This window comes from Trinickia acidisoli, from assembly GCF_017315725.1.
GTDB lineage: Bacteria > Pseudomonadota > Gammaproteobacteria > Burkholderiales > Burkholderiaceae > Trinickia > Trinickia acidisoli.
The window spans coordinates 452,798-472,387 of record NZ_JAFLRG010000001.1; the positions used below are offsets into that span (position 1 = coordinate 452,798).

Annotated in this window: 13 protein-coding genes; 9 read left to right on the forward strand and 4 right to left on the reverse strand. The window is 64.4% G+C overall.

Annotation, left to right across the window (positions count from 1 at the left end):
* The first annotated feature begins 138 nt into the window (after positions 1-138).
* From J3485_RS02180 to J3485_RS02195, 4 genes are all read left to right on the forward strand, one after another.
* Entirely contained in the window at positions 139-1,383 is a 1,245-nt protein-coding gene (locus J3485_RS02180) for an autotransporter strand-loop-strand O-heptosyltransferase (RefSeq protein WP_206950959.1), read from the forward strand.
* A 122-nt stretch (positions 1,384-1,505) separates the two neighbouring features.
* The gene (locus J3485_RS02185) at positions 1,506-6,920 is read left to right on the forward strand and encodes an AIDA repeat-containing protein (protein ID WP_206950960.1); all 5,415 of its coding nucleotides are present in this window, start codon (positions 1,506-1,508) and stop codon (positions 6,918-6,920) included.
* Positions 6,921-6,989: 69 nt separating this feature from the next.
* Positions 6,990-9,587, forward strand: a complete 2,598-nt coding sequence (locus tag J3485_RS02190) for a glycosyl hydrolase family 28 protein (protein ID WP_206950961.1) — start codon at positions 6,990-6,992, stop codon at positions 9,585-9,587.
* A 14-nt stretch (positions 9,588-9,601) separates the two neighbouring features.
* Positions 9,602-10,849: an autotransporter strand-loop-strand O-heptosyltransferase gene (locus J3485_RS02195; protein WP_206950962.1), complete on the forward strand. Its 1,248-nt coding sequence runs from the start codon at positions 9,602-9,604 to the stop codon at positions 10,847-10,849.
* A 59-nt stretch (positions 10,850-10,908) separates the two neighbouring features.
* Here the strand turns inward: J3485_RS02195 and J3485_RS02200 are convergent, their stop codons facing one another.
* Positions 10,909-11,430, reverse strand: a complete 522-nt coding sequence (locus J3485_RS02200) for a hypothetical protein (RefSeq protein ID WP_206950963.1) — start codon at positions 11,428-11,430, stop codon at positions 10,909-10,911.
* A 99-nt stretch (positions 11,431-11,529) separates the two neighbouring features.
* Between J3485_RS02200 and J3485_RS02205 the strand changes: the two genes are divergently transcribed.
* From J3485_RS02205 to J3485_RS02220, 4 genes are all read left to right on the forward strand, one after another.
* Positions 11,530-11,820 carry an autotransporter outer membrane beta-barrel domain-containing protein gene (locus J3485_RS02205; protein ID WP_206950964.1) on the forward strand — a complete coding sequence of 97 codons (291 nt, stop codon included), beginning with the start codon at positions 11,530-11,532 and terminating at the stop codon, positions 11,818-11,820.
* Between the two features lie 50 nt (positions 11,821-11,870).
* Positions 11,871-13,958, forward strand: coding sequence for a tetratricopeptide repeat-containing sulfotransferase family protein (locus J3485_RS02210; protein WP_206950965.1), 2,088 nt, complete (start codon positions 11,871-11,873; stop codon positions 13,956-13,958).
* Positions 13,955-15,118, forward strand: coding sequence for a glycosyltransferase family 9 protein (locus tag J3485_RS02215; protein WP_206950966.1), 1,164 nt, complete (start codon positions 13,955-13,957; stop codon positions 15,116-15,118). The genes J3485_RS02210 and J3485_RS02215 overlap by 4 nt, the downstream gene beginning before the upstream one ends.
* A 133-nt stretch (positions 15,119-15,251) precedes the next feature.
* Entirely contained in the window at positions 15,252-15,719 is a 468-nt protein-coding gene (locus J3485_RS02220) for a YaiI/YqxD family protein (protein WP_206950967.1), read from the forward strand.
* A gap of 31 nt (positions 15,720-15,750) precedes the next feature.
* Here J3485_RS02220 and infA read toward each other — a convergent pair whose 3' ends face one another.
* On the reverse strand, positions 15,751-16,023 hold the full coding sequence (gene infA / locus J3485_RS02225; protein WP_206950968.1) for a translation initiation factor IF-1: 273 nt from the start codon (positions 16,021-16,023) through the stop codon (positions 15,751-15,753).
* A gap of 315 nt (positions 16,024-16,338) precedes the next feature.
* Complete coding sequence (locus J3485_RS02230) at positions 16,339-16,542, reverse strand: cold-shock protein (protein ID WP_206950969.1); 204 nt, start codon at positions 16,540-16,542, stop codon at positions 16,339-16,341.
* A gap of 352 nt (positions 16,543-16,894) precedes the next feature.
* On the opposite strand from J3485_RS02230, the gene dbpA reads away from it, so the two are divergent.
* Complete coding sequence (gene dbpA, locus J3485_RS02235; RefSeq protein WP_206950970.1) at positions 16,895-18,292, forward strand: ATP-dependent RNA helicase DbpA; 1,398 nt, start codon at positions 16,895-16,897, stop codon at positions 18,290-18,292.
* A 96-nt stretch (positions 18,293-18,388) separates the two neighbouring features.
* On the opposite strand, the gene J3485_RS02240 is transcribed toward dbpA, so the two are convergent.
* Positions 18,389-19,339, reverse strand: a complete 951-nt coding sequence (locus tag J3485_RS02240; RefSeq protein ID WP_242538453.1) for an alpha/beta hydrolase — start codon at positions 19,337-19,339, stop codon at positions 18,389-18,391.
* Positions 19,340-19,590 lie beyond the last annotated feature (251 nt).

Consider the following 19,590-nt stretch of genomic DNA (forward strand, 5'->3'; position numbering starts at 1 on the left):
CCTAGTTGTTTTACAACAAAGCAAAATGGATCCTACGGTCCTGCAGTTGCCGGGCGAGCGCGTATGAAGATCGCGGCGTCCCGATAAGGACGACGATTTCGATCGTCGCGGCCCGTCGATCGTGAGTACCGAGACAAATTGAAAAAGAAAACGCAGGCCTCCACTCCCGGCCATTCCGGGTCTGCCGCGACTGCTTCAGCGCAGCGAGCGGAGAAGGGCAACTTTGTTGCGCCCGCAACGACACCTACGCAGCAGGGGCCGCAGGGCATCCGTTTCGACTTCAACGACGGATGCCGGGTGGTGTTGCCTGAGGGAAATGGGAATTGGTTCGTGCGCCTGCGTGATGCCGAGACTCACAACACGCTCTTCGAAACGACGCTCACGGCCGGATGTGTCGCGAGCAGCAAGAAGTATTACGTGCCGTTCGAGATCGAGGTGCGCAGCGGCGATGTCGAGGTCATGCGTCACCGGCTCGATTTGAACGGCAAGCGTGTGCTGATCCAATTTCCAGTGGGCACGCTGGGCGATCTGATCGCGTGGTTTCCTTATGCGGCGAAATTTGCCTTGCAACATCAGGGCTGCGTGGTGACGTGCTCGATGGGCGCGCCGCTGATCGCGCTATTCGAGGGCAACCACCCAGACATCACGTTCGTGACGCCCGAAGAGGTCGATCCCGGCCAGTTCTACGCCACCTACAACATCGGCCTTTTCTTCACCGACGAAGCGAGCGTTCATCAGCCCTGCGACTTTCGTCACGTGGGCCTGCATCGCACGGCCGGTTATATCCTCGGCGTCGATCCCGCGGAAATCCCGCCGCAGATCGAGCTGCCCGACGAGTCACGCCCGATCCCCGAAAAATATGTCTGCATTGCGGCGCAAAGCACGACCCAATGCAAGTACTGGAACAACCCGACCGGCTGGCGCGAGCTCGTGCAGTTTCTTAAGGACCACGGCTACCGCGTGATCTGCATCGATCAGAAGGCCACCCACGGTATGGGCACGGTATGGAATCACATTCCGTACGGCGCGGAGGATGAGACCGGCGACAAGCCGCTCGCCGAGCGCGCGCGCTGGCTCAAGCATGCCGATTTTTTCATTGGCCTGAGCAGCGGCCTGTCGTGGCTTGCGTGGTCGATGGGTACGCCCGTCGTGATGATCAGCGGCTTCACGCATCCCACCAACGAATTCCACACGCCGTATCGCGTGATCAACTACCACACGTGCAATAGCTGCTGGAACGACGTGCGCGTGTCGTTCGACCACAAGGATTTTCTATGGTGTCCGCGCCACGCCGGTACGCCGCGGCAGTTCGAATGCACGCGACTCATCACGACTGAGCAGGTCGAGCAGGTGATCCGGCGCATTCCCGCTTTCGGAACGTAATCGAAAAGCAGAAGCGGTGTCGCGCCCTCGGACGGATACGGTCGTCGGGCAACGAAGAGATTTGGATATAAGGCGAGGCACGCCATGCGCGAGTGCCTCGCACAATCATCGGGGACTGTCGGATGAAACGGATAACCTATCGTCGCAAGTATTGCGTGCGTCGTTTTGGATTCAGGCGCGCGGGATTGGCGCGGCTTGTCAGGCTGTTGCTCGGTCTCGCAGCGCTACCGGGCGCGCCGATGATGGCGCACGCGCAAGCGACGAATTGCGCCGCTGCAACCTCGGGAACCGCAAGCTGTACGCTCAACAGCGGAACCACGAGCGCAGTGACCGTTACGCTGACGACGAGCACGTACGCGAATACGTCGGCGGCCATCGCTCAAAGCGCAGGGACCATCGACGCTGTGGTGCTCGCAACGTCGGGTGGAAGTGCGGTGCAAACGGTGTCCGGTACGAACAGCGTGGCGGTGGATACCTACGTCGTCGCATCGGGTGGCGCGGCGGCCAAGCAGGTCGTCAGCAAAGGCGGCATTGCATACGACACTGTCGTGCTAGGGGGGCTTCAGAACGTCGTGTCCGGCGCAGTCGTGTCCGGTACGACGGTCTACAGCGCCGGTTCGGCCACGGTCAATGGAACGGCCTATACCGCGAATTCTGCCGGCAGCCTGTACGTCGGTGGCTCCGGTGGCGGTTATGGCGTCGGCAGCGCTTACGACGCGACCATTGAAGCCGGCGGCAAGATGATCGTTGCCTCGGGCGGCGCGGGCGGCTATGCGCAGGACACGCTGGTCAGCGGCACGGCCGCGCAGATGTACGTGTGGACGACGGGCGTCGCCTCGGCCACTACGGTGGCTAGCGGTGGCACGGTTGCGCTCGGATCGGGAACCACCGCCGGCGGCGTGGTGTCGTCGACGGTCGTCGACGGCGGCGGCATCTTGGCTGTGTCTTCGGGCGGTACGTCGATCTCCGCGACCGTCAATAACGGCGGTGCCGAAACGGTTTATGGCGCCGGCACGGATCAACACGCCACGGTGGCAACGGGCGGTACGCTCAATGTCAGTTCGGGAGGGGCGGCCACCGGCGCGGCCGTCTCCGGCGGTTCGCTCAACGTATCGAGCGGCGGCGTCGCCACGGGCGCAACTGTCACGGATGCCGGCAATCTCAAGGTGAGCGCGGGCGGTGTGGCATCGAGCACGGCGGTATCGAGCGGCGGCACGCAAAGCCTGCTTGGTTCCGCGACGTCCACCACGATCGGGATCGGCGGTACGGAGAACGTTTCGTCGGGCGGCGTCGATGCGGGTGCAACGGTCGATGGCCAGCAAAACGTCAAATCGGGCGGCACCGCCGTCAACGCGTCGGTGGCGAGCGGCGGTACGCAAAGCGTAGTCGGTGCCGCGGCGCTCGCTTCCGGCACTACGGTGGCTTACGGCGGAACCCAGCTTGTTTCGTCGGGCGGCGCAGCTTCCGGTGCGATCGTGTCCGGCGGCGGCACGCTCAACGTCACCTCGGGCGGCACCGCCGCTGGCGTGACGCAAAACGCCGGGGCCACGCTGATCACCGATACCGCGGAAACGCTGACCGGGACGTATGTGTCGGCCGGTTCGTCCAGCGGATTCTCGATTGCGGGCAACGTCGCGTCGGGCATCGTGCTCGAGAATGGCGGCTCGCTTTCGGTGCTGTCGAGCGGCACGTCGCTCGATACGAACGTCGGATCTGGCGGTGACGAACTCGTTTCGGTCGGCGGTGTGGCTAGCGGTACGACGGTGGCGAGCGGCGGCAAGCAGCGTGTCGATGGCGGCGTAGCCAGCGGTACCCTGATCGCCGGCGGCGGCGAGCTCGATATCAGCTCGGCTGGCACGGCAACGGGCGTGGTGCAGAGCGCCGGCGGCGTGCTGGTCGTCGATACCGACGAGAGCCTGTCGGGTTCCTATGTATCGGCCGGGTCCAGCAGTGCGTTCTCCATCTCGGGGGGAGTAGCTTCGGGCCTCGTGCTCGAAAACGGCGGCACGCTGTCGGTGCTTGCCGGCAATACCTCGCTCGACACGCGCGTGGGCAGCGCAGGGGTTGAATTCATCGCGTCGGGCGGTACGGCAAGCGGCACGGTGATCAACAATAGCGGCACGCAGCAGGTGTCGTCGGGTGGTCTGTCTATCGGCGCGACAGTCAATAGCGGCGGCACACAGAACATCCTCACGGGCGGCGTGGCCTCCAGCACAACGGTGACCAACGGCGGCCTGCAAAACATTGCGAGCGGCGGCACGTCGGTCGATACGCTCGTGGATAGTGGCGGCACACAGTTCGTGTCGTCCGGCGGCGTGTTATCCGGCGGTACGGTCGAAGCAGGCGGCGCGGTGTATCTGGTGTCGGGCTCGACCAACAATGGCGAAAACACGGCAGCCGGTAACGTTAGCGATCTGGCCGTGCCGCAGGCGCTATCGGGCGGTGCCACGCAAACTGTCACCGCGGGTTCGACTGCATACGGCACGGTAGTGGGCAGCGGGGGCACGCTGTATGTGCTGGGCGGCACCGTGGCAACCGATACCGGCGTGTCGAGCGGCGGTGTACTTGTCGTCTCCTCGGGCGGCACCGCGACCAACACCGTGCAAAGCGCCGGCGCCGCGCTGGTGTTGAACACGGACGATACCGTTACCGGCGATGCGATCTCCGTGTCGGGCACATCGAGCACCTTCACGATCGCTAGCAACGTCGCGTCGGGCATCGCGGCGGAGAACGGCGGCAGCCTGTCTGTGTTGTCGGGCGGGACGTCGCTCCATACGACGGTCAATAGCGGCGGGGCCGAACAGGTATCGGCAGGTGGCGTTGCAAGCGGTACGGTCATCGGCTCGAGCGGCCTGCAAACTATTTCGGCAGGAGGCCTCGCCGTGTCCGCACAGGTCGGTGCGGGCGGCACGCAGAACGTCTTGTCGGGCGGTTCGGTCTCGGCCACGCAAGTCGGCAGCAGCGGTACGCAAAACGTTTCGGGCGGCGGAGTTGCCGCGGGCACGCAGATCAGTGCGGGCGGTATGCAGATCATTGCCGCAGGCGGCCTGGCGAGCGGCACGATGATCAGCGCGGGCGGCCTGCAGTCGATCTTGTCCGGCGGCACCGCGGCCGTGACGACCGTGGCCTCCGCCGGCACGCAGAACGTCGCCGATGGCGGCACCTCGTTGAGCGCGACCGTGACGAGCGGCGGCACGCAGAACGTGAGCGCCGGCGGCATCGTGACCGATGCCACGGTGCAGGCCGGCGGCGTGCAGAACATCGCCTCTGGGCTCGTGATCAGCGCGGTGGTGTCGAACTCGGGCAGTCAGACCGTGGCGGGCGGCGTGGCCAGCGCGACCACGCTCGGCGCCGGCGCGACGCAGATGGTGTCGGGAGGCGGGCTCGCCATCGGCAGCGTCGTCAATGGCGGTAGTCAGTTCGTCGCATCGGGCGGCGTCGCGTCGGCGACGCTCGTCAATGGCGACGGTGCGCAGATCGTCTCTTCGAGCGGCATAGCAGATAACGCTGTCGTCAACAGCGGCGCCACGCAAACGGTTCTGTCGGGCGGCGTCGTCAACGCGACCACGCTTGCGGGCGGAGTGCAAACCGTGTCGTCAGGCGGGCTCGCAAGCGGCACGATCGTGGGTAACGGCGGAACCCAGACCGTGTTGTCGGGCGGTGTCGCCAGCGGCGGCCAGATCAGCGGCGGCGGCCAGCAGGTGCTGAGTGCGGGCGGTACGGCTACCGCCACCACCGTGAGTCTCGGCGGCACGCAGTATGTCTATGCCGGCGGTCTCTCGATCGATGCCCAACTGACTTCCGGAGGCGCGCAGATCATCGACGGTGCGACTTACGGCGTAGCGTCGGGTACGACGGTGGGCCGCGGTGCGTATCAGGACGTGACGAGCGGTGGTTCGGCGGTCGATACGCTGGTGTCGGGCGGCACGCAGCAGGTGGATGCGGCGGGCAACGGCATGAGCACCGGCATCGCCACCAGCACGACGGTCGAGAACGGCGGCGTGCTGCTGATGAACGGCGGTGTTGCCACCAACGTCACGATCGGCTCGGGCGGTGCCACGGTCGAAGGCGTCGGCACGATCACGCCGGGCCTGACCATGACGAGCGGCAGCACGCTGTATGCGAACCAGCCCGGCACCGGCTTGAACATCAGCGGCACGCTCGCGTTCAATAGCGGCGCGAACTACGCCGTGGCGATCAGCCCGACGTTGGGCGGTGTCACGAACGTGCTCGGCAACGTGGCGATCAACAACGGCGTTGCGCTGCAATTGATCTCGTCGGGCAGCGGTTACACGCTGGGCGCCACGTACACGGTGCTGAGCTACTCGGGCCTGTTGTCGGGCACGTTCGGCCGTGTGACGACCAACTTGGCTTACATGGACGGCGCGCTCAGCTACGCGAACAGCGGCGCGGTGACGGTCACGCTCGTCGCGCCGGCCACCATCAACTTCGCGCTGCCCGCCGATTCGCTCAACCAGAATCGCGTAGCCGCGGTGCTGAGCCAGATCTACGACAACGGCGGCAATGCCGTGACGAGAAATCTCGTGCAGACCACGCAAGCGCAGGCCTATAGCGCGATGTCCGAGCTGGCCGGCAGCGAAGCGGTGCCGCTGCGCCAGATCGCTGAAAACCGAACGGCCGAGACGCAGGGCACGATCGTTTCGCACCTCGTTCAGGTGGGTGCGATCGCGCACGCACACGGTTTGTGGGTGAGCGCGGATTACCAGCACAACCAGGTTCGTGGCGATGGCACCGTCGGTAGCGACGGCTATCTCGACAACTCGGCCGCACTGACCCTGGGCTATGACCAGGCGGTGCTGCCGGGCGTGCGTGCCGGTGTTGCGTTGAGCGTCAACAACGACAACCTGAGCTTCGCGAACAATCCGGCAAACGCCCGCACCGACGGCATACAGGGCCAACTGTATGGCACGTGGTCGCCTTCGGATCGGCCGTTCTATGTCACCGGCATCGCCGGCCTGGGCTATTGGGACAACAGTCTGACGCGCGATGTGACGGTCGATACGCAGAGCGAGCAGAACACGGCCACATTCAAGACGACGAGCGAAACGCTGTATGGCGAAGCCGGCCTGGAGCTCGCTACGACTGCCGGCACGCTCGAGCCGTACGCAGGCCTGACGGTAGGCCACTTCGGTCAGCAGAGCGCGACGGAAAGCGGTGGCGTGAGCGCGCTGGCCTATGCGTCGGCGAGCACGGGTGCCGTGTTTAGCCTGCTCGGAGCACGCCTGCTTCAGCAGGACGACGCGCTGTTCGGTCACCGGGTCGACTGGCAGTTCAATCTTGCGTGGGTGCATAGCCTGATCGGCGTGAACCAATCGCTGACGGCTTCGTTCTCGAGCGCGCCGGCCTCGGCCTGGCAGGTCTACGGCACGCCGGCTGACCGCGACGCCGCGCGCTTCGACGTGGGGGCGCAGATGCAGCTAACGCAGCGCATGCGCGTATTCGCGACGCTCGGCGGCGAGGTGGGGACGCACACGAACGACTATGGCGGCCGCTTGAGCGCGCAATGGCAGTGGTGATGCCGTGACGAACGCGCCCGCTATGCCGGCCCGTTGCGGCGCACGAAAAGATTTCGATTGGAGACCGAAGTGATCAGATCCCCTCAAAAGACCGTGGCGGCAAGCCTGCTGGCGCTGCTGCTCGCTGCGTGCGGCAGCGGTTCGTCGTCCAACCCCGGCGATTCGGCCTCGGCTTATCCGGATACCACGCCGGCCGCGGTGCCGTACCAAGTCGGGCTGAATCCGACCGATAAGTCGTTGCAGCCGTATCAGCCTGCTCAGCCCGCGGCTCCGCTGGCGGCGTGCCAGTTGTCGGCCAAATATTATGCGTCGGGCAGCCCGGCGATCCCGACCTATGCATTGGGCGGGACTACCAACGTCGACGTGACGCTCGCCGACGGTGATTCGACCTTGGGTGTTCCGGCCTGGAGCACATCGACAACCTGGACCGCCAATAGCACTACGGTTCCGACGGTGCTTGGCCTCGGTACGAAGAGCGGCGCGACGGAGGTTGCGTTGGCGACGAATGGCCTGAACGTGCCGGACGGGTATCCGACTGCGCCGGACACCGCGCGAATCCAGGCTGCGTTGTATGCGTGCGCCACGGCGGCGAATGCGTACGACAACAAGAACGACATTGCGACCAACACCGTGGTTGAACTGTCGAAGGGGGCGAATGGGCAGACGGCCTACGTGACCGGGCCGCTGACCATGCCCGGCGGCGTGACGCTCGAGATCGATCAGGGCGTCACGCTCTTTGCCTCGCGCGACCCGGTGCTGTATGAATCGGCGACGGCCTACAAGGCCTCGAGCTACAGCTCCCCGGACGGCGCGCTGTACGGCACGCCGAGCGGTACGCAACAAGGCGCGAATACGTATGTCGTCGGCACGGGCGGGGCACAGAGCGCTACCCTGACACCGACGTCCTATGGCTACGGCGACGACCCGTCGAGCGCCGGCGCCGGGTCGGGCGGCAGCGGCCCGACCTACTTCTGTGGCCAGATCTATCCGAACGACGACGGTTGTAACGCGCTGATCAGCAATGTGGTTTATACCGGACCGGCCTCGAAGCCGAGCAAGGTGTACACCAGCAACAACGCGGTGGTGGGACCAGGCGTCATTGACGGCCAGGGCGGCCAGCCGCTGTTCTCGCTGCTCGCCGGACAAACCTTGAGCACGCCGGCCGGCAACTATCTGTTCCCGCCGCTCTTGACCCGTTCGGACGGCACCGCCATGAGCTGGTGGGATCTCGGCTGGGAGGGCAACGAGGCGTTGACCGGCGAAGACCAGAACAATCCTCGCATCGTGTGGCCGCAGTTCGGCTACAACTTCACGCTCTACAACGTCACGCTGCAGAACGCACCGAAGATCCATATCTCGCCGACGGGGATCAACGGCTTCGTCGCATGGAACCTGAAGGTTTTCACGCCGACGAACGATTACACGCAGAAACAGAATTACTGGGGCGCCTACTACGATTACGCGACGGTGAAAAACACCGACGGTTTCGATCCGGGTAACAAGGGTGCGACATCGTCGAGCACGCCGACGGCCCCCGCGCTGGCCGGTAATTACGCAAACGATACGTCGGGCAACTCGCTCGGCAGCTTCAACGGCGACGTGAGCAATATCGTGATGGCGTACTCGTACATCAGCGACAGCGACGACAACGTCGCCATCAAGGGCGAGAGCAGCAGCGACGGCCCGTGCGGTCTCGATGGCTCGTCCGGCGGCTCGGGCTGCGTGGATACGCCCAACGGCACCGGTACCGGCTACAGCAAGGTCGACGGTGCGGTCTACAACCTGATCTTCGCGCACGATCACTTCTTCTACGGCCACGGCCTGTCGATCGGCAGTCAGACCTCGGGAGGGCCGGCCATCGGCATGCCGAGCGCGACCGTGATGGCACAGACCGCGCCAATGACTTACACCACCGGCACCACGGCCTATCAGGCCAATGGCGATTGGTCGGCGACGAACCAGACGTATGCGACACAAACGCTTTACCCGAGCGTGTCGAACATCAGCGTGTACGATCTATCGCTCGACTACACGGACAACGGCATTCGCATCAAGACCGACTGGGGACAGGGCGGACTCGTATCGAACATCAACTACACGAACGTATGCATGCAAGGCAATCCATCGCCGAGCACGTACGATGCTTCGCCGCAGAATGCCATCTACATCTTCTCGTCCTACGATGTCGGCCCCAATCAAGGTGTGCTGCCGAGCTATCAGAACATCAACGTCAACGGCGTGCATGAACTGAGCGCGGCGAACTGGACGCTGACGGGCTTCAACTCGGCGGATCTGGCCACGCCGGCAGCGATCGCGGCCGGCTGGACCGGGGCCCCGGCCACGGCGGTCGTGAACCCGCTCGGTATCACGCTGAATAATCTGGTGGCCGACCAGGCGCCGGTCAGCGCTGTCCAAGCGAGCGATGCCAACATCACGCTGGGCAACAACGTCAGCGGCAATTTGGGCTTGATGGCGCTGAACGGCAGCAACAACGTCAAGGTTGCGGCGAGTAATGCGTTCAGTCCCGCCGCCACGGTCAATTGCAGTCAGGCCTTCGCGGACCTCCCGGGCAACACCGACGCGAACGGCAATGCGATCGGCTCGCCGTTTCCGGGGCAGGTATGGCCTGAGTCGATTTCGGGCCAGCAGGTCCCCGCGCAACAGTAACCGACGGTGTGACGATGAGCATTTCATCCGCTCGTGACGGCGCCGGCACGCAGGCGCCCAGCGCCGGCGCCGTGGGCCTCGACAACCAGCCCTTCGTGCGCCTCGGTGACCCGTTGTTCGAAGGGGCGCCGGGCGTGAGCTACGACTTCAACTACGGTTGCCGGGTCAAGGTGGAGGGGCGGGCACGCGTGCGCCTCGTCGATCGCGACGCCGATGTCGTGCTGTACGACAACGAGATCAGCGACGCGATGGTCACGAGCACCAAGCGCTACTACGTCAATGTTCGAATCGAGGTGTTCCGCGACGGCAACCTCGTGTTCGAGCACGACTTCAACGCGCGCGGCCGCAAGGTCTATGCGCGGCTGCCGGTCTCGACCATCGGCGACGTGCTCGCATGGTTTCCGTACGTCGAGGCGTTCCGCAAGAAGCATGGTTGCGAAATGTATCTGTCGACCGGACCGCAACTCTGGTCGCTGTTCGCCGACACCTATCCCGAACTGCATTACGTGCGGCCCGAGGACGAAGATGCGGCGGCCAGCGGGTTTTACGCGAGCTATTTCCTCGGCATTTTCTTCCCGAGCTCGGATCGCACGCACCAGCCCGTGGATTTTCGCTTGAGCGGCCTGCAGCGCACCATCGCATGGCTGCTAGGCGTGCCGGCGCAGGAATGCCGTCCGCGCATCGGCATTCGCGAAACCTCGCGGCGCATTGCCGAGCCGTACGTGTGCATCGCTGCGCAGGCATCCTCGCAGTGCAAGTACTGGAACAATCCGTCGGGCTGGTACGAGACGGTCAAGTTCCTCAAAGCGCAGGGCTATCGCGTACTGTGCATCGACCGCGATGCGACTGCGGGCGAAGGGATGCACTGGAATCACATTCCGTACGGCGCGGAGGACTTCACGGGCCAACTGCCGTTGCAAGATCGCGCGAGCTTGCTCAAGCACGCGCAATTCTTCGTCGGCCTGAGCAGCGGGCTGTCGTGGCTCGCCTGGGCAGTGGGTACGCCGGTGGTCATGATCAGCGGCTTCACGCATCCGCAGAACGAGTTCGATACGCCCTACCGCGTGATCAACTATCACGCGTGCAATAGCTGCTGGAACGACACGGCAGTCGAGTTCGACAATCGGAATTACCTGTGGTGCCCGCGCCATGCGGGCACGGAACGCCAGTTCGAATGCTCGCGGATAATTACCGCGGGCCAGGTGATCGGCACGATCAAGCGGGTGATCGACGATCTGAACGCATCGAGGGCCAATGCGTGATTGGCCGTTCTGTCCGATAAAACGCCGAGGGCAGGGTCATGCACGGCCCATGTTGATTTTTATTGCTGCAGCAATGGCGACACGATGTGCAGACCGACGATTTGCCACTTCTTGCGATAGCGCAGCACGATCTCGATGTGCGCCGGGCCACCCGCTGAGAATGCCGCGTTGAACACATAGCGTTCGACCATGCCGTCACGCGGTACCGGCACGGTGACCGGCGCGGGGCTGGCCAGCGGATCCTTGCCCGGCAGCGGCGGACCGTTGTCGCTGACCGGCTCGCTCAGTGTCTTTAGCTTGCCGAGTTTCGCGTTCAGGCGCGCATACGCGTTCGGCAGCTCCTGCCGGACGAATGGCGTCATGATTTCGGGCGCTGCCCGCCCCATCATTTCACGCGGGTCCCAGGTGCCGGTGACGGCGCGTACGCTGGCTTCGGCAAAGGCTGGCGCGTTCTGATCGAGCGCGGTAACCCGGTGCGCCGAGATATTCCTCAGCCCCTGCGTCCACGCCGCGGCTGAGGTAGCCGCGGCGAGTGCTACCACGATCAGCGCAGCCGACGCGCGTTGGGAAAACAGCTTCATTGGAGGTACCGGGAGCAGGAGTATGTTGTCATAACAAGTGTTAATTGTCTTACAACTTTGGTGGTTTGGCGAGATTTATCGGCGCAGGCTGTCCTGCGCATGCAGACCAGCCGCGAGTCGAACGATTCGAGCGCCAATCTGTTGGCGAGCGCCGAGGCGGGCTGGCCGCTGGCCGTGGGCAATATGACGCTCACACCGCTGACGAGCCTGGTGTACAGCTACCAGCATCAGAACGGCTATACGGAAAGCGGAGGCAATGGCGCGGCGCTGTCGGTGGATGCGGCGCATGACGCGTCGGTGCGCAGTGCGCTGGGGGCGAAGCTCGTGCGCGGGTTCGAGACGGCATACGGGGAGATCGTGCTGTCCCTCCGCTTTACCTGCATGGCGTAAACTTCGCCTGCACCTATCTACACTCTGGCCAAGCTGCTCCCAAGTCATCCATGCCAAGTCCTTCTTCACCCGATCAACTAACTGTTCACGAAGCGTTGACCCGGGCACACGCCCACTGGAACGCCGGTCAGGCCGACCAGGCGGAGCAATGGTGCCAACGGGTGCTCGCCGCCTGGCCAGGCCAGGCCGATGCGCTGCATCTGCTGGGGCTCATGGCGCACGCTTACGGCAATCTCGACCTCGCGATCTCGCACCTGCGCCAGGCCTGCCAGGCGCCGCGCGCGCCGGCGGTCTATTCGAGCAATCTCGCGGAGATGTGCCGCCAGAAGGGGCTGCTGGCCGAAGGCGAGGAGGCGGCGCGGCGGGCCGTGGCGTTAGACCCGGCGCTCGAATCGGGATGGAACAACCTGGGCATCGTGCTGCAGGAAGCCGGCAAGTTCGAGGAAAGCCGCACATGTCTCGAGCGCGTCGTGGCGCTGCGGCCCGACTGGGCCGAGGCGCGCAACAACCTGGGCAATACCTGCCGTCGGCTTGGCCATCTTGATCTGGCCGAAACGCACTACCGGCAGGCACTGGCACTGAACCCGGACTATGCCGAAGCCTACAGCAACCTGGCCTTCCTGCTCTCGACCCAAGGGCAGCATGATGCAGCGGTCCGCGCCGCGCAGCAGGCGATCGACCTCAGTCCCCGGCTCGTCGACGCATACCTGAATCTGGCGGATGCGCAGATCTCACGTCATCGCTATGAAGCCGCCTTGCGTGCCCTGGACATGCTGCACGCATTCGCGCCCCAGCACCCGGCGGCGCTGGTCGCATCCGCCAAGGCGCTCCGGCAGCTCGAGCGTCTCGACGACGCGCTTGGTTTTGCCCGGCAGGCGGTGGCGCTCGCACCGAGCAGCGCGGAAGCTCATCTGACAGTGGCCGTGGTGCTCCAGTCGCTCGGCCACACGGACGACGCACTGGTGGCGTTCGCGAAGGCAGCGGAGCTGCCCGGGGCGGTGGCGCAAGACGCTCTGGTGGGGCGTGCCTCGTTATTGATGGAGGCCGGCCGCAAGGATGCGGCGCTGGCGGCTTTCGCGCATGCGCTGGAGGTCTTTCCGGATTCGGTGTCGGCGCTCGCCGGTCGGGTCGACGCTCGCAAGCTCCAGCCGGGCGACGCCGACATCGCGGCGCTGGAAGCGTGTGTGGAGGACGGCGAGCGGCGCGCGCTGACCGACCGGATCACGGCGCGCTTTGCGCTTGGCAAGGCGTACATGGACATCGGCGAGCCCGTGCGTGCATTTGCGCACCTCGACGAAGGCAATCGTCTGAAGCGGGCCAGCCTCGATTACGATTCGGCCGCGACCGGTCAGTGGATGGCGTGCATCGCGCAAGCTTTTGCCGCGGAGCGCTATGCAGCCCTGCCCCGCGCGACCGAGCCTTCGGAACTACCCGTGTTCGTCGTTGGCATGCCGCGCTCGGGCACCACGTTGATCGAGCAGATCGTGTCGTCGCACCCGCAGGTGACGGGTGCGGGCGAGCTATCGGCACTGCGCCTGAGCATCGAGAACGGTGGGCACTTTCCCGACGGAGTGTCAACCATGACGGTCGAGGACGCCGGCCGAATCGGGCAGGACTACCTCAGGCGCATCATGCCGCTCGCGCGGGGTCACGCACGTCTGGTCGACAAGATGCCGGCCAACTTCCTCTACGCAGGGCTGATACCGTTGATTCTGCCGAGGGCCCGCATCATCCATGCGCGACGCAATGCAGTCGATACGTGTTTGTCGTGTTACACGAAACTCTTCGGCGGCGATCAGCGCTTTACCTACAACCAGACTGAACTCGGCCAATTCTACGGTTACTACCGGAAGCTGATGGCGCACTGGTGTGGCGTGCTGTCTCCCGATCGTTTCATCGAGATCGATTATGAGTCTGTGGTGGACGATCTCGAAGGCGAGGCACGTCGGCTGATCGATTTCCTCGGGCTGCCGTGGGATGCCGCGTGCCTGAATTTCCACGATAACCCGCGCGTCGTGCGCACTGCGAGCGTCAACCAGGTGCGCCAGCCGATCTATAGGACGTCCAAGGGCCGCTGGCGCGAATACGAGGATCACCTCGGCCCGCTGCTCGCCGCGCTCGGGGGCGAGGTGCGATGACGACGAATGCCGTACCGCAGCCCGCGGCCGTCGAGCAGCAGGCCCGTGCATTGCTCGACGCGCGGCGGTTCGAGGAAGCCGAGGCGATGCTGCGTCCGCACCTGGCATCGGGCACCGGGCCGCTGGTGCTGTGGAAGCAGCTCGCGGCGGCGATCCGTCCGCAGGGGAAGATCAGGGAGACCTGCGCGATCCAGGAAATGTTGGTCGCGCACGCGCCGGGCGATTTTGCGACGCGTTTCGACTGGTCGGAGACACTGCTGCTGTTGGGCGAGTTCGAGCGCGGTTGGCGCGAGTACCGGTATCGCTACAGCCTGGCGCATACGGCGCAGATCGAGCGCAAGGTGCAGCGCCCGCGCTGGAGCGGCCAGCCCATACCGGGCAAAACGTTGCTGATTCACGACGAACAGGGTTACGGCGACACCTTCCAGTTCATGCGGCTGGTGAGCCGAGCGAAAGCAAAAAGCGGTGCCCGCGTGGTTCTGGAGATCAACGCGGAAACGCTGCCGCTCGCACAGCGCATGGACGGCTACGACGACATCGTCGCGCGCGGTAGCCTGCCGCCCGCGTTCGATTTTCATTGCGAGATGATGAGCTTGCCGATGGCGATGGGGCTCACGCTCGACGATCTTCCGGGCACGATGCCTTATCTGAGCGCCGATTCGCAGCGCGTGGCCAAGTGGCGTCAACGCCTCGACGTGCTGCCGCGTCCGCTCGTAGCGCTCGTCTGGGCCGGCCGCCCGACGCACTTCAACGACGCGAACCGGTCGCTGACGCTGGCGCAACTCGCGCCACTCGCGCAGCCCGGCGTTACATTCCTGTCGATCCAGAAGGGGCCGGCGGCAGCGCAGGCCGGCGAACCCCCGGCCGGGATGTCGTTCCTATCGCTCTCCGACGAAATTGCGGACTTCGAGGATACCGCTGCGATCCTGAGCACCGCGGACCTGCTTATCTCGGTCGATTCGTCGCCGGTGCATCTGGCAGGCGCACTCGGGCGCCCGGCATGGGTGATGCTGCCGACGGTGCCGGACTGGCGCTGGCTGCTCGAGCGCACCGATACGCCCTGGTATCCGACGGTGCGCCTCTTTCGCCAGAAGTCGCGCGGGCAATGGGGCGATGTCATGGAGGCGATGGCGGGCACGTTGGCGCACCTGAAAACCTGATGACGGCAACGCGCCGACTGCCGAGCGTGCGATTGGGATGGACGAAGCCCAAGCCTCGAGCGCGAGCGAATCGCTCACGCGCCCACCGGCGACCTCGATATATGATCGCTTTTTAATGTGGCGGGATGACTTCATGCAAGTGCTGGTCGACGCGGACGCTTGTCCTGTCGTCATCAAGGAAATGTTGTTTCGCGCCGCGCGACGTGCGCAGGTGCAGGTGACGCTCGTCGCGAATCAGTATTTGCGCACGCCGCCGTCGCCTTTCATCAAGTCGATTCAGGTGCCGAGCGGCTTCGACGTGGCAGATGAGCGCATCGTCGAACTGGTCGCATCAGGTGATTTGGTGATTACCGCGGATATACCGCTTGCCGCCGCGGTACTCGACAAGGACGCGCATGCGCTCGATCCGCGCGGAAATTGGTTCACCCGTGAAAATATCCAGGAACGTCTGACCGTGCGCGATGTGATGGATCAACTGCGCGGCGTCGGCGTCGATACGGGCGGTCCCGCACCCTTCAGCACGCGCGACAGCAAGACGTTTGCAGGCCAACTCGATCGATTCCTCGCGCGTCACGGCAAGCCGCCTCGCGGGAATGAGTGAATAGGGCGATCCAGTCAGGATCGCCGCATGCCTATCGGCGACGCATAGGGCTTCGTTGCGGCTGCGCGCCCGACGACGCGCGTTCATCCTTGTGCCGGAAGTTGATGCGGCCTTTCGACAGATCGTAGACCGACAATTCCAGCGTGACGCGGTCGCCGGCCAGAATGCGGATGTGATTCTTGCGCATGCGGCCCGATGCGTAGGCGCTCACGACGACGCCGTTTTCGAGCGTGACGCGATACTTGCTGTCCGGCAGCACTTCGTCGACGACCCCGTCGAGTTCCAGCAGTTCTTCTTTTGCCAAATCAATTCCTCCGGTGGGCGGGCGTGATGCCGCGTCGAAACTCTGGCTGTCCGATCAAGCGCAGATTTCGCTGGCCACGCGTTTGATCAACGCGCCCAGCGAGCGTGCATGGTTCGCGGCCGGTCGGCAGGAACCTGATCCCGGCCGGCAAACGCATGCATGGAGTGCGCCATTCGATGCCGCGCCGTCAGTTAGCCGACGCGGTAAAGCTTGGACGCAGGAAAGAGGGCAGGCATGCGTGGCATACCACCGCCACGCTCAAAGCCAGAGGATCGCGCCGCCCCAAAATTGGGGGCCGTCGCCATCCGGTGGTGTTTACTGCGGCGTGATGTTCGAGGCTTGGAGCCCCTTCGGACCACGCTTCGTTTCGAAGGTGACCTTCTGGCCTTCGGCAAGCGTTTTGAAGCCCGTGCCACGCACTTCGGAGAAGTGGGCGAACAGATCGTCGCCGCCCTTGTCCGGCGTGATGAAGCCAAAGCCCTTGCTATCGTTGAACCATTTGACAGTACCGGTTTCCATGATGGATCCCTAAAAAAATAAAAAACAGAACATTCCCGTTCCAATCTGGTGACGGGGAAGCATCAAGTGGGAGAAGAAGAAAGCGAACTCCGCGCAAATGGCGGCACCAGACGAACACCAATTGAACATCCTGAATACTTCAGGTTAGAGACAATACGTGGATAGTCCAGCCCGGTCAACCGAATTCTGCGATGCGGACGCGACGACGTGAAATGCCTGGGTTTCGTGAAGCCGCGGCGTGAGGGCGGTACACGGCAAACGACCAGCGTATAGTTGCCGACTTGGTTGGCAAATCAGACACCTTGCAGTCTCGACGGAACGAAACTGCGCACACCGTTGAAGACTTCGAGAGATGACAGAAAAGAACGCTGCCCCATCCTTTAGCGAGCTTGCGCTTGCCCCCGCTGTGCTCGCCAATCTTGCCCAGCTCGGCTATGTCGCCATGACACCGATCCAGGCTGCGAGCCTGCCCGTTGCGTTGGCCGGGCACGACCTGATCGCGCAGGCCAAGACCGGTAGCGGCAAGACCGCGGCCTTTTCCCTGGCGTTGCTCGCACGGCTCGACGCGCGGCGTTTCGCCGTCCAGGCCATGGTGCTATGTCCGACGCGCGAACTGGCCGATCAGGCAACGCAGGAAATCCGTCGTCTCGCGCGGGCGGAGCAGAACGTCAAGGTGCTGACGCTGTGCGGCGGGACGCCGATGGCGCCGCAGACCGCGAGTCTCCAGCACGGTGCGCACGTCGTCGTCGGCACGCCTGGGCGCATCATGGACCATCTGGCGCGCGGCAGCCTCGACGTCAGCGCGCTGAATACGCTCGTGCTCGACGAAGCGGACCGGATGCTCGATATGGGCTTCTTCGACGATATCGCAACGGTCATCGGTCAATGCCCGAAAGAACGTCAGACGCTGCTGTTCTCCGCTACCTACCCGGAGGGTATCGGCAAGCTGAGCCGGCAATTCCTGCGTAATCCGAAGGAGGTCAAGCTCGAAGAGCGTCATGACAGCAGCAAGATCCGGCAGCGTTTCTACGAAGTAACCGAGGACGAGCGGCTGCATGCCGTCGGCAAGCTGCTGAATCACTATCGGCCGGTGAGCACGCTGGCGTTCTGCAATACGAAGCAGCAATGCCGCGATTTGCTCGATGTGCTGCGCGCGCAAGGCTTTCACGCGCTGGCGTTGCATGGCGAATTGGATCAGCGCGAGCGCGACCAGGTGCTGATGCAGTTTGCGAACCGGAGTTGTTCGGTGCTCGTTGCGACGGACGTGGCTGCACGAGGCCTGGACATCGCCCAACTCGAGGCCGTCATCAACGTCGACGTGACACCCGATCCGGACGTGCACGTTCATCGCATCGGTCGCACGGGCCGCGCGGATCAGGACGGCTGGGCGCTGAGCCTGGCCAGCATGAACGAAATGGGGCGCGTCGGCAGCATCGAGCAGGCGCAGAACCGGGATGTCGAATGGCATCCGCTGGCCGAGCTCGGTTCCGCCAGCGACGAACCGCTGTTGCCGCCGATGGAAACGCTCCAGATTCTCGGCGGCCGCAAGGAAAAGATTCGGCCCGGCGATGTGCTGGGGGCATTGACGGGTGAAGCGGGCTTTAGCAGTTCGCAGATCGGCAAGATCAACGTGACCGAGTTTTCGACGTATGTGGCGGTCGATCGCAACATTGCGCAGGAGGCGTTGCGCAGGCTGGGTAAGGGTAAGGTGAAGGGGCGCAAGGTCAAGGTTCGGATGATGACCGAATAGCGCGAGCCGTCATGGCGGAGGTTGCGTCGTCGTTCGAGTCTGCCTCGCGGCGCAAGGGCCCACGATTCGAGCGCCGCGGCAGGCAGCTCAGGTAGGTCAGACGTGTGCTGTCGGTTGCAGCGCATCGCGCAGTGCCTGCGCCAACTGTCGCTGCGCGAGACGCGCGGCGCGCACCGCGCCACCCATGCTGACGAAGCCGTGCGGGAGGCCGTGATACTCGACCACGATCGCATCGTTGCCGGCCTCGAGCAGGCGTTGTCCATAAGCGAGCGCTTCGTCGCGCAGCGGATCGTACGTGCCGATCTGCAGTAGCGCGGGCGGCAGGCCCGCCAGGTCGTCGGCGCACAGCGGCGCGGCCAGCGCGTTCCTCGGCGGCCCTTCGGCGCCGAAATAGAAGCCGTTGAAGTAGTCGATCATGCGGGCGGTCAGCGTGGGGCCGTCCGCGTATAGCGTGCGCGAAGGGAAATCCAACAGCGAGCCGGCGGCGGCGGGCGGGTACACGAGCGCCTGAAATGCGATGACTGGACCGCGCCGATCCCGCGCGAGGATGCACATCACCGTCGCAAGTAGCGCGCCGGCGCTGTCGCCTGCTACCGCGATGCGGGCGTCGCGCGACGCGATTTCACCGGCGTTCGCCGCCACCCATTCGAGCGCGGCCCACGCGTCGTCGATGGCGGCCGGGAACGGATGCTCGGGCGCAAGCCGGTAGCCCACCGATACGACGAGCCCGCCGCTGTCCTCGCATAGCTGCCGGCAAACGTTGTCATAGCCGTCGAGGTCGCCGAGCACGAAACCGCCCCCGTGGTAGTAGACGACGATGCCCTGCACCGCTTCGCGACGCGGACGATAAACGCGTAGCGGCAGGGCGCCATCGGGGCCGTCGATCGTATGGCTGGTGACGTCGACGTCAGCCGGCGCGACATCTGCCGCTGCGAGAATCTGGCGATAAACCGCGCGCGCCGCTTCCGGCGGCAAGTCGGTCAGGTCCGGAGCGCCGGACGCTTTGGCCTGCGCGAAGATGTGCTGAAGGGTTCGGTCGAGCGGCATGCTTGGTTTTCTCATATTAGATATTTTACATAATTATTATGTTGTAAATCTATTATATGAAAGCCACGAAGACGGAACATTGGGAGAAACGAGAATGCTGGGAATCGGCTCCATGCAGGCGTGGGCAGACAGGCTGAGTCCGGCATGCGACTCGCCCCTCGCGGTGCTCCGGTGGTAGATCAGAGCGGGCGCGCTCCAGCGCACGCGAAGCTGCGCTCGTCAACGCGACTGCTTGTTCCTTGCCGCTTTGC

What these genes read in the sequence shown, in the direction of transcription:
- J3485_RS02185 (WP_206950960.1), top strand. Translation starts at nt 1,506, where the DNA reads ATGAAACGGATAACCTATCGTCGCAAGTATTGCGTGCGTCGTTTTGGA.
- J3485_RS02195 (WP_206950962.1), top strand. Translation starts at nt 9,602, where the DNA reads ATGAGCATTTCATCCGCTCGTGACGGCGCCGGCACGCAGGCGCCCAGC.
- J3485_RS02200 (WP_206950963.1), bottom strand. Translation starts at nt 11,430, where the DNA reads ATGAAGCTGTTTTCCCAACGCGCGTCGGCTGCGCTGATCGTGGTAGCA.
- J3485_RS02205 (WP_206950964.1), top strand. Translation starts at nt 11,530, where the DNA reads ATGCAGACCAGCCGCGAGTCGAACGATTCGAGCGCCAATCTGTTGGCG.
- J3485_RS02210 (WP_206950965.1), top strand. Translation starts at nt 11,871, where the DNA reads ATGCCAAGTCCTTCTTCACCCGATCAACTAACTGTTCACGAAGCGTTG.
- J3485_RS02215 (WP_206950966.1), top strand. Translation starts at nt 13,955, where the DNA reads ATGACGACGAATGCCGTACCGCAGCCCGCGGCCGTCGAGCAGCAGGCC.
- J3485_RS02220 (WP_206950967.1), top strand. Translation starts at nt 15,252, where the DNA reads ATGCAAGTGCTGGTCGACGCGGACGCTTGTCCTGTCGTCATCAAGGAA.
- J3485_RS02230 (WP_206950969.1), bottom strand. Translation starts at nt 16,542, where the DNA reads ATGGAAACCGGTACTGTCAAATGGTTCAACGATAGCAAGGGCTTTGGC.
- dbpA (WP_206950970.1), top strand. Translation starts at nt 16,895, where the DNA reads ATGACAGAAAAGAACGCTGCCCCATCCTTTAGCGAGCTTGCGCTTGCC.
- J3485_RS02240 (WP_242538453.1), bottom strand. Translation starts at nt 19,339, where the DNA reads ATGCCGCTCGACCGAACCCTTCAGCACATCTTCGCGCAGGCCAAAGCG.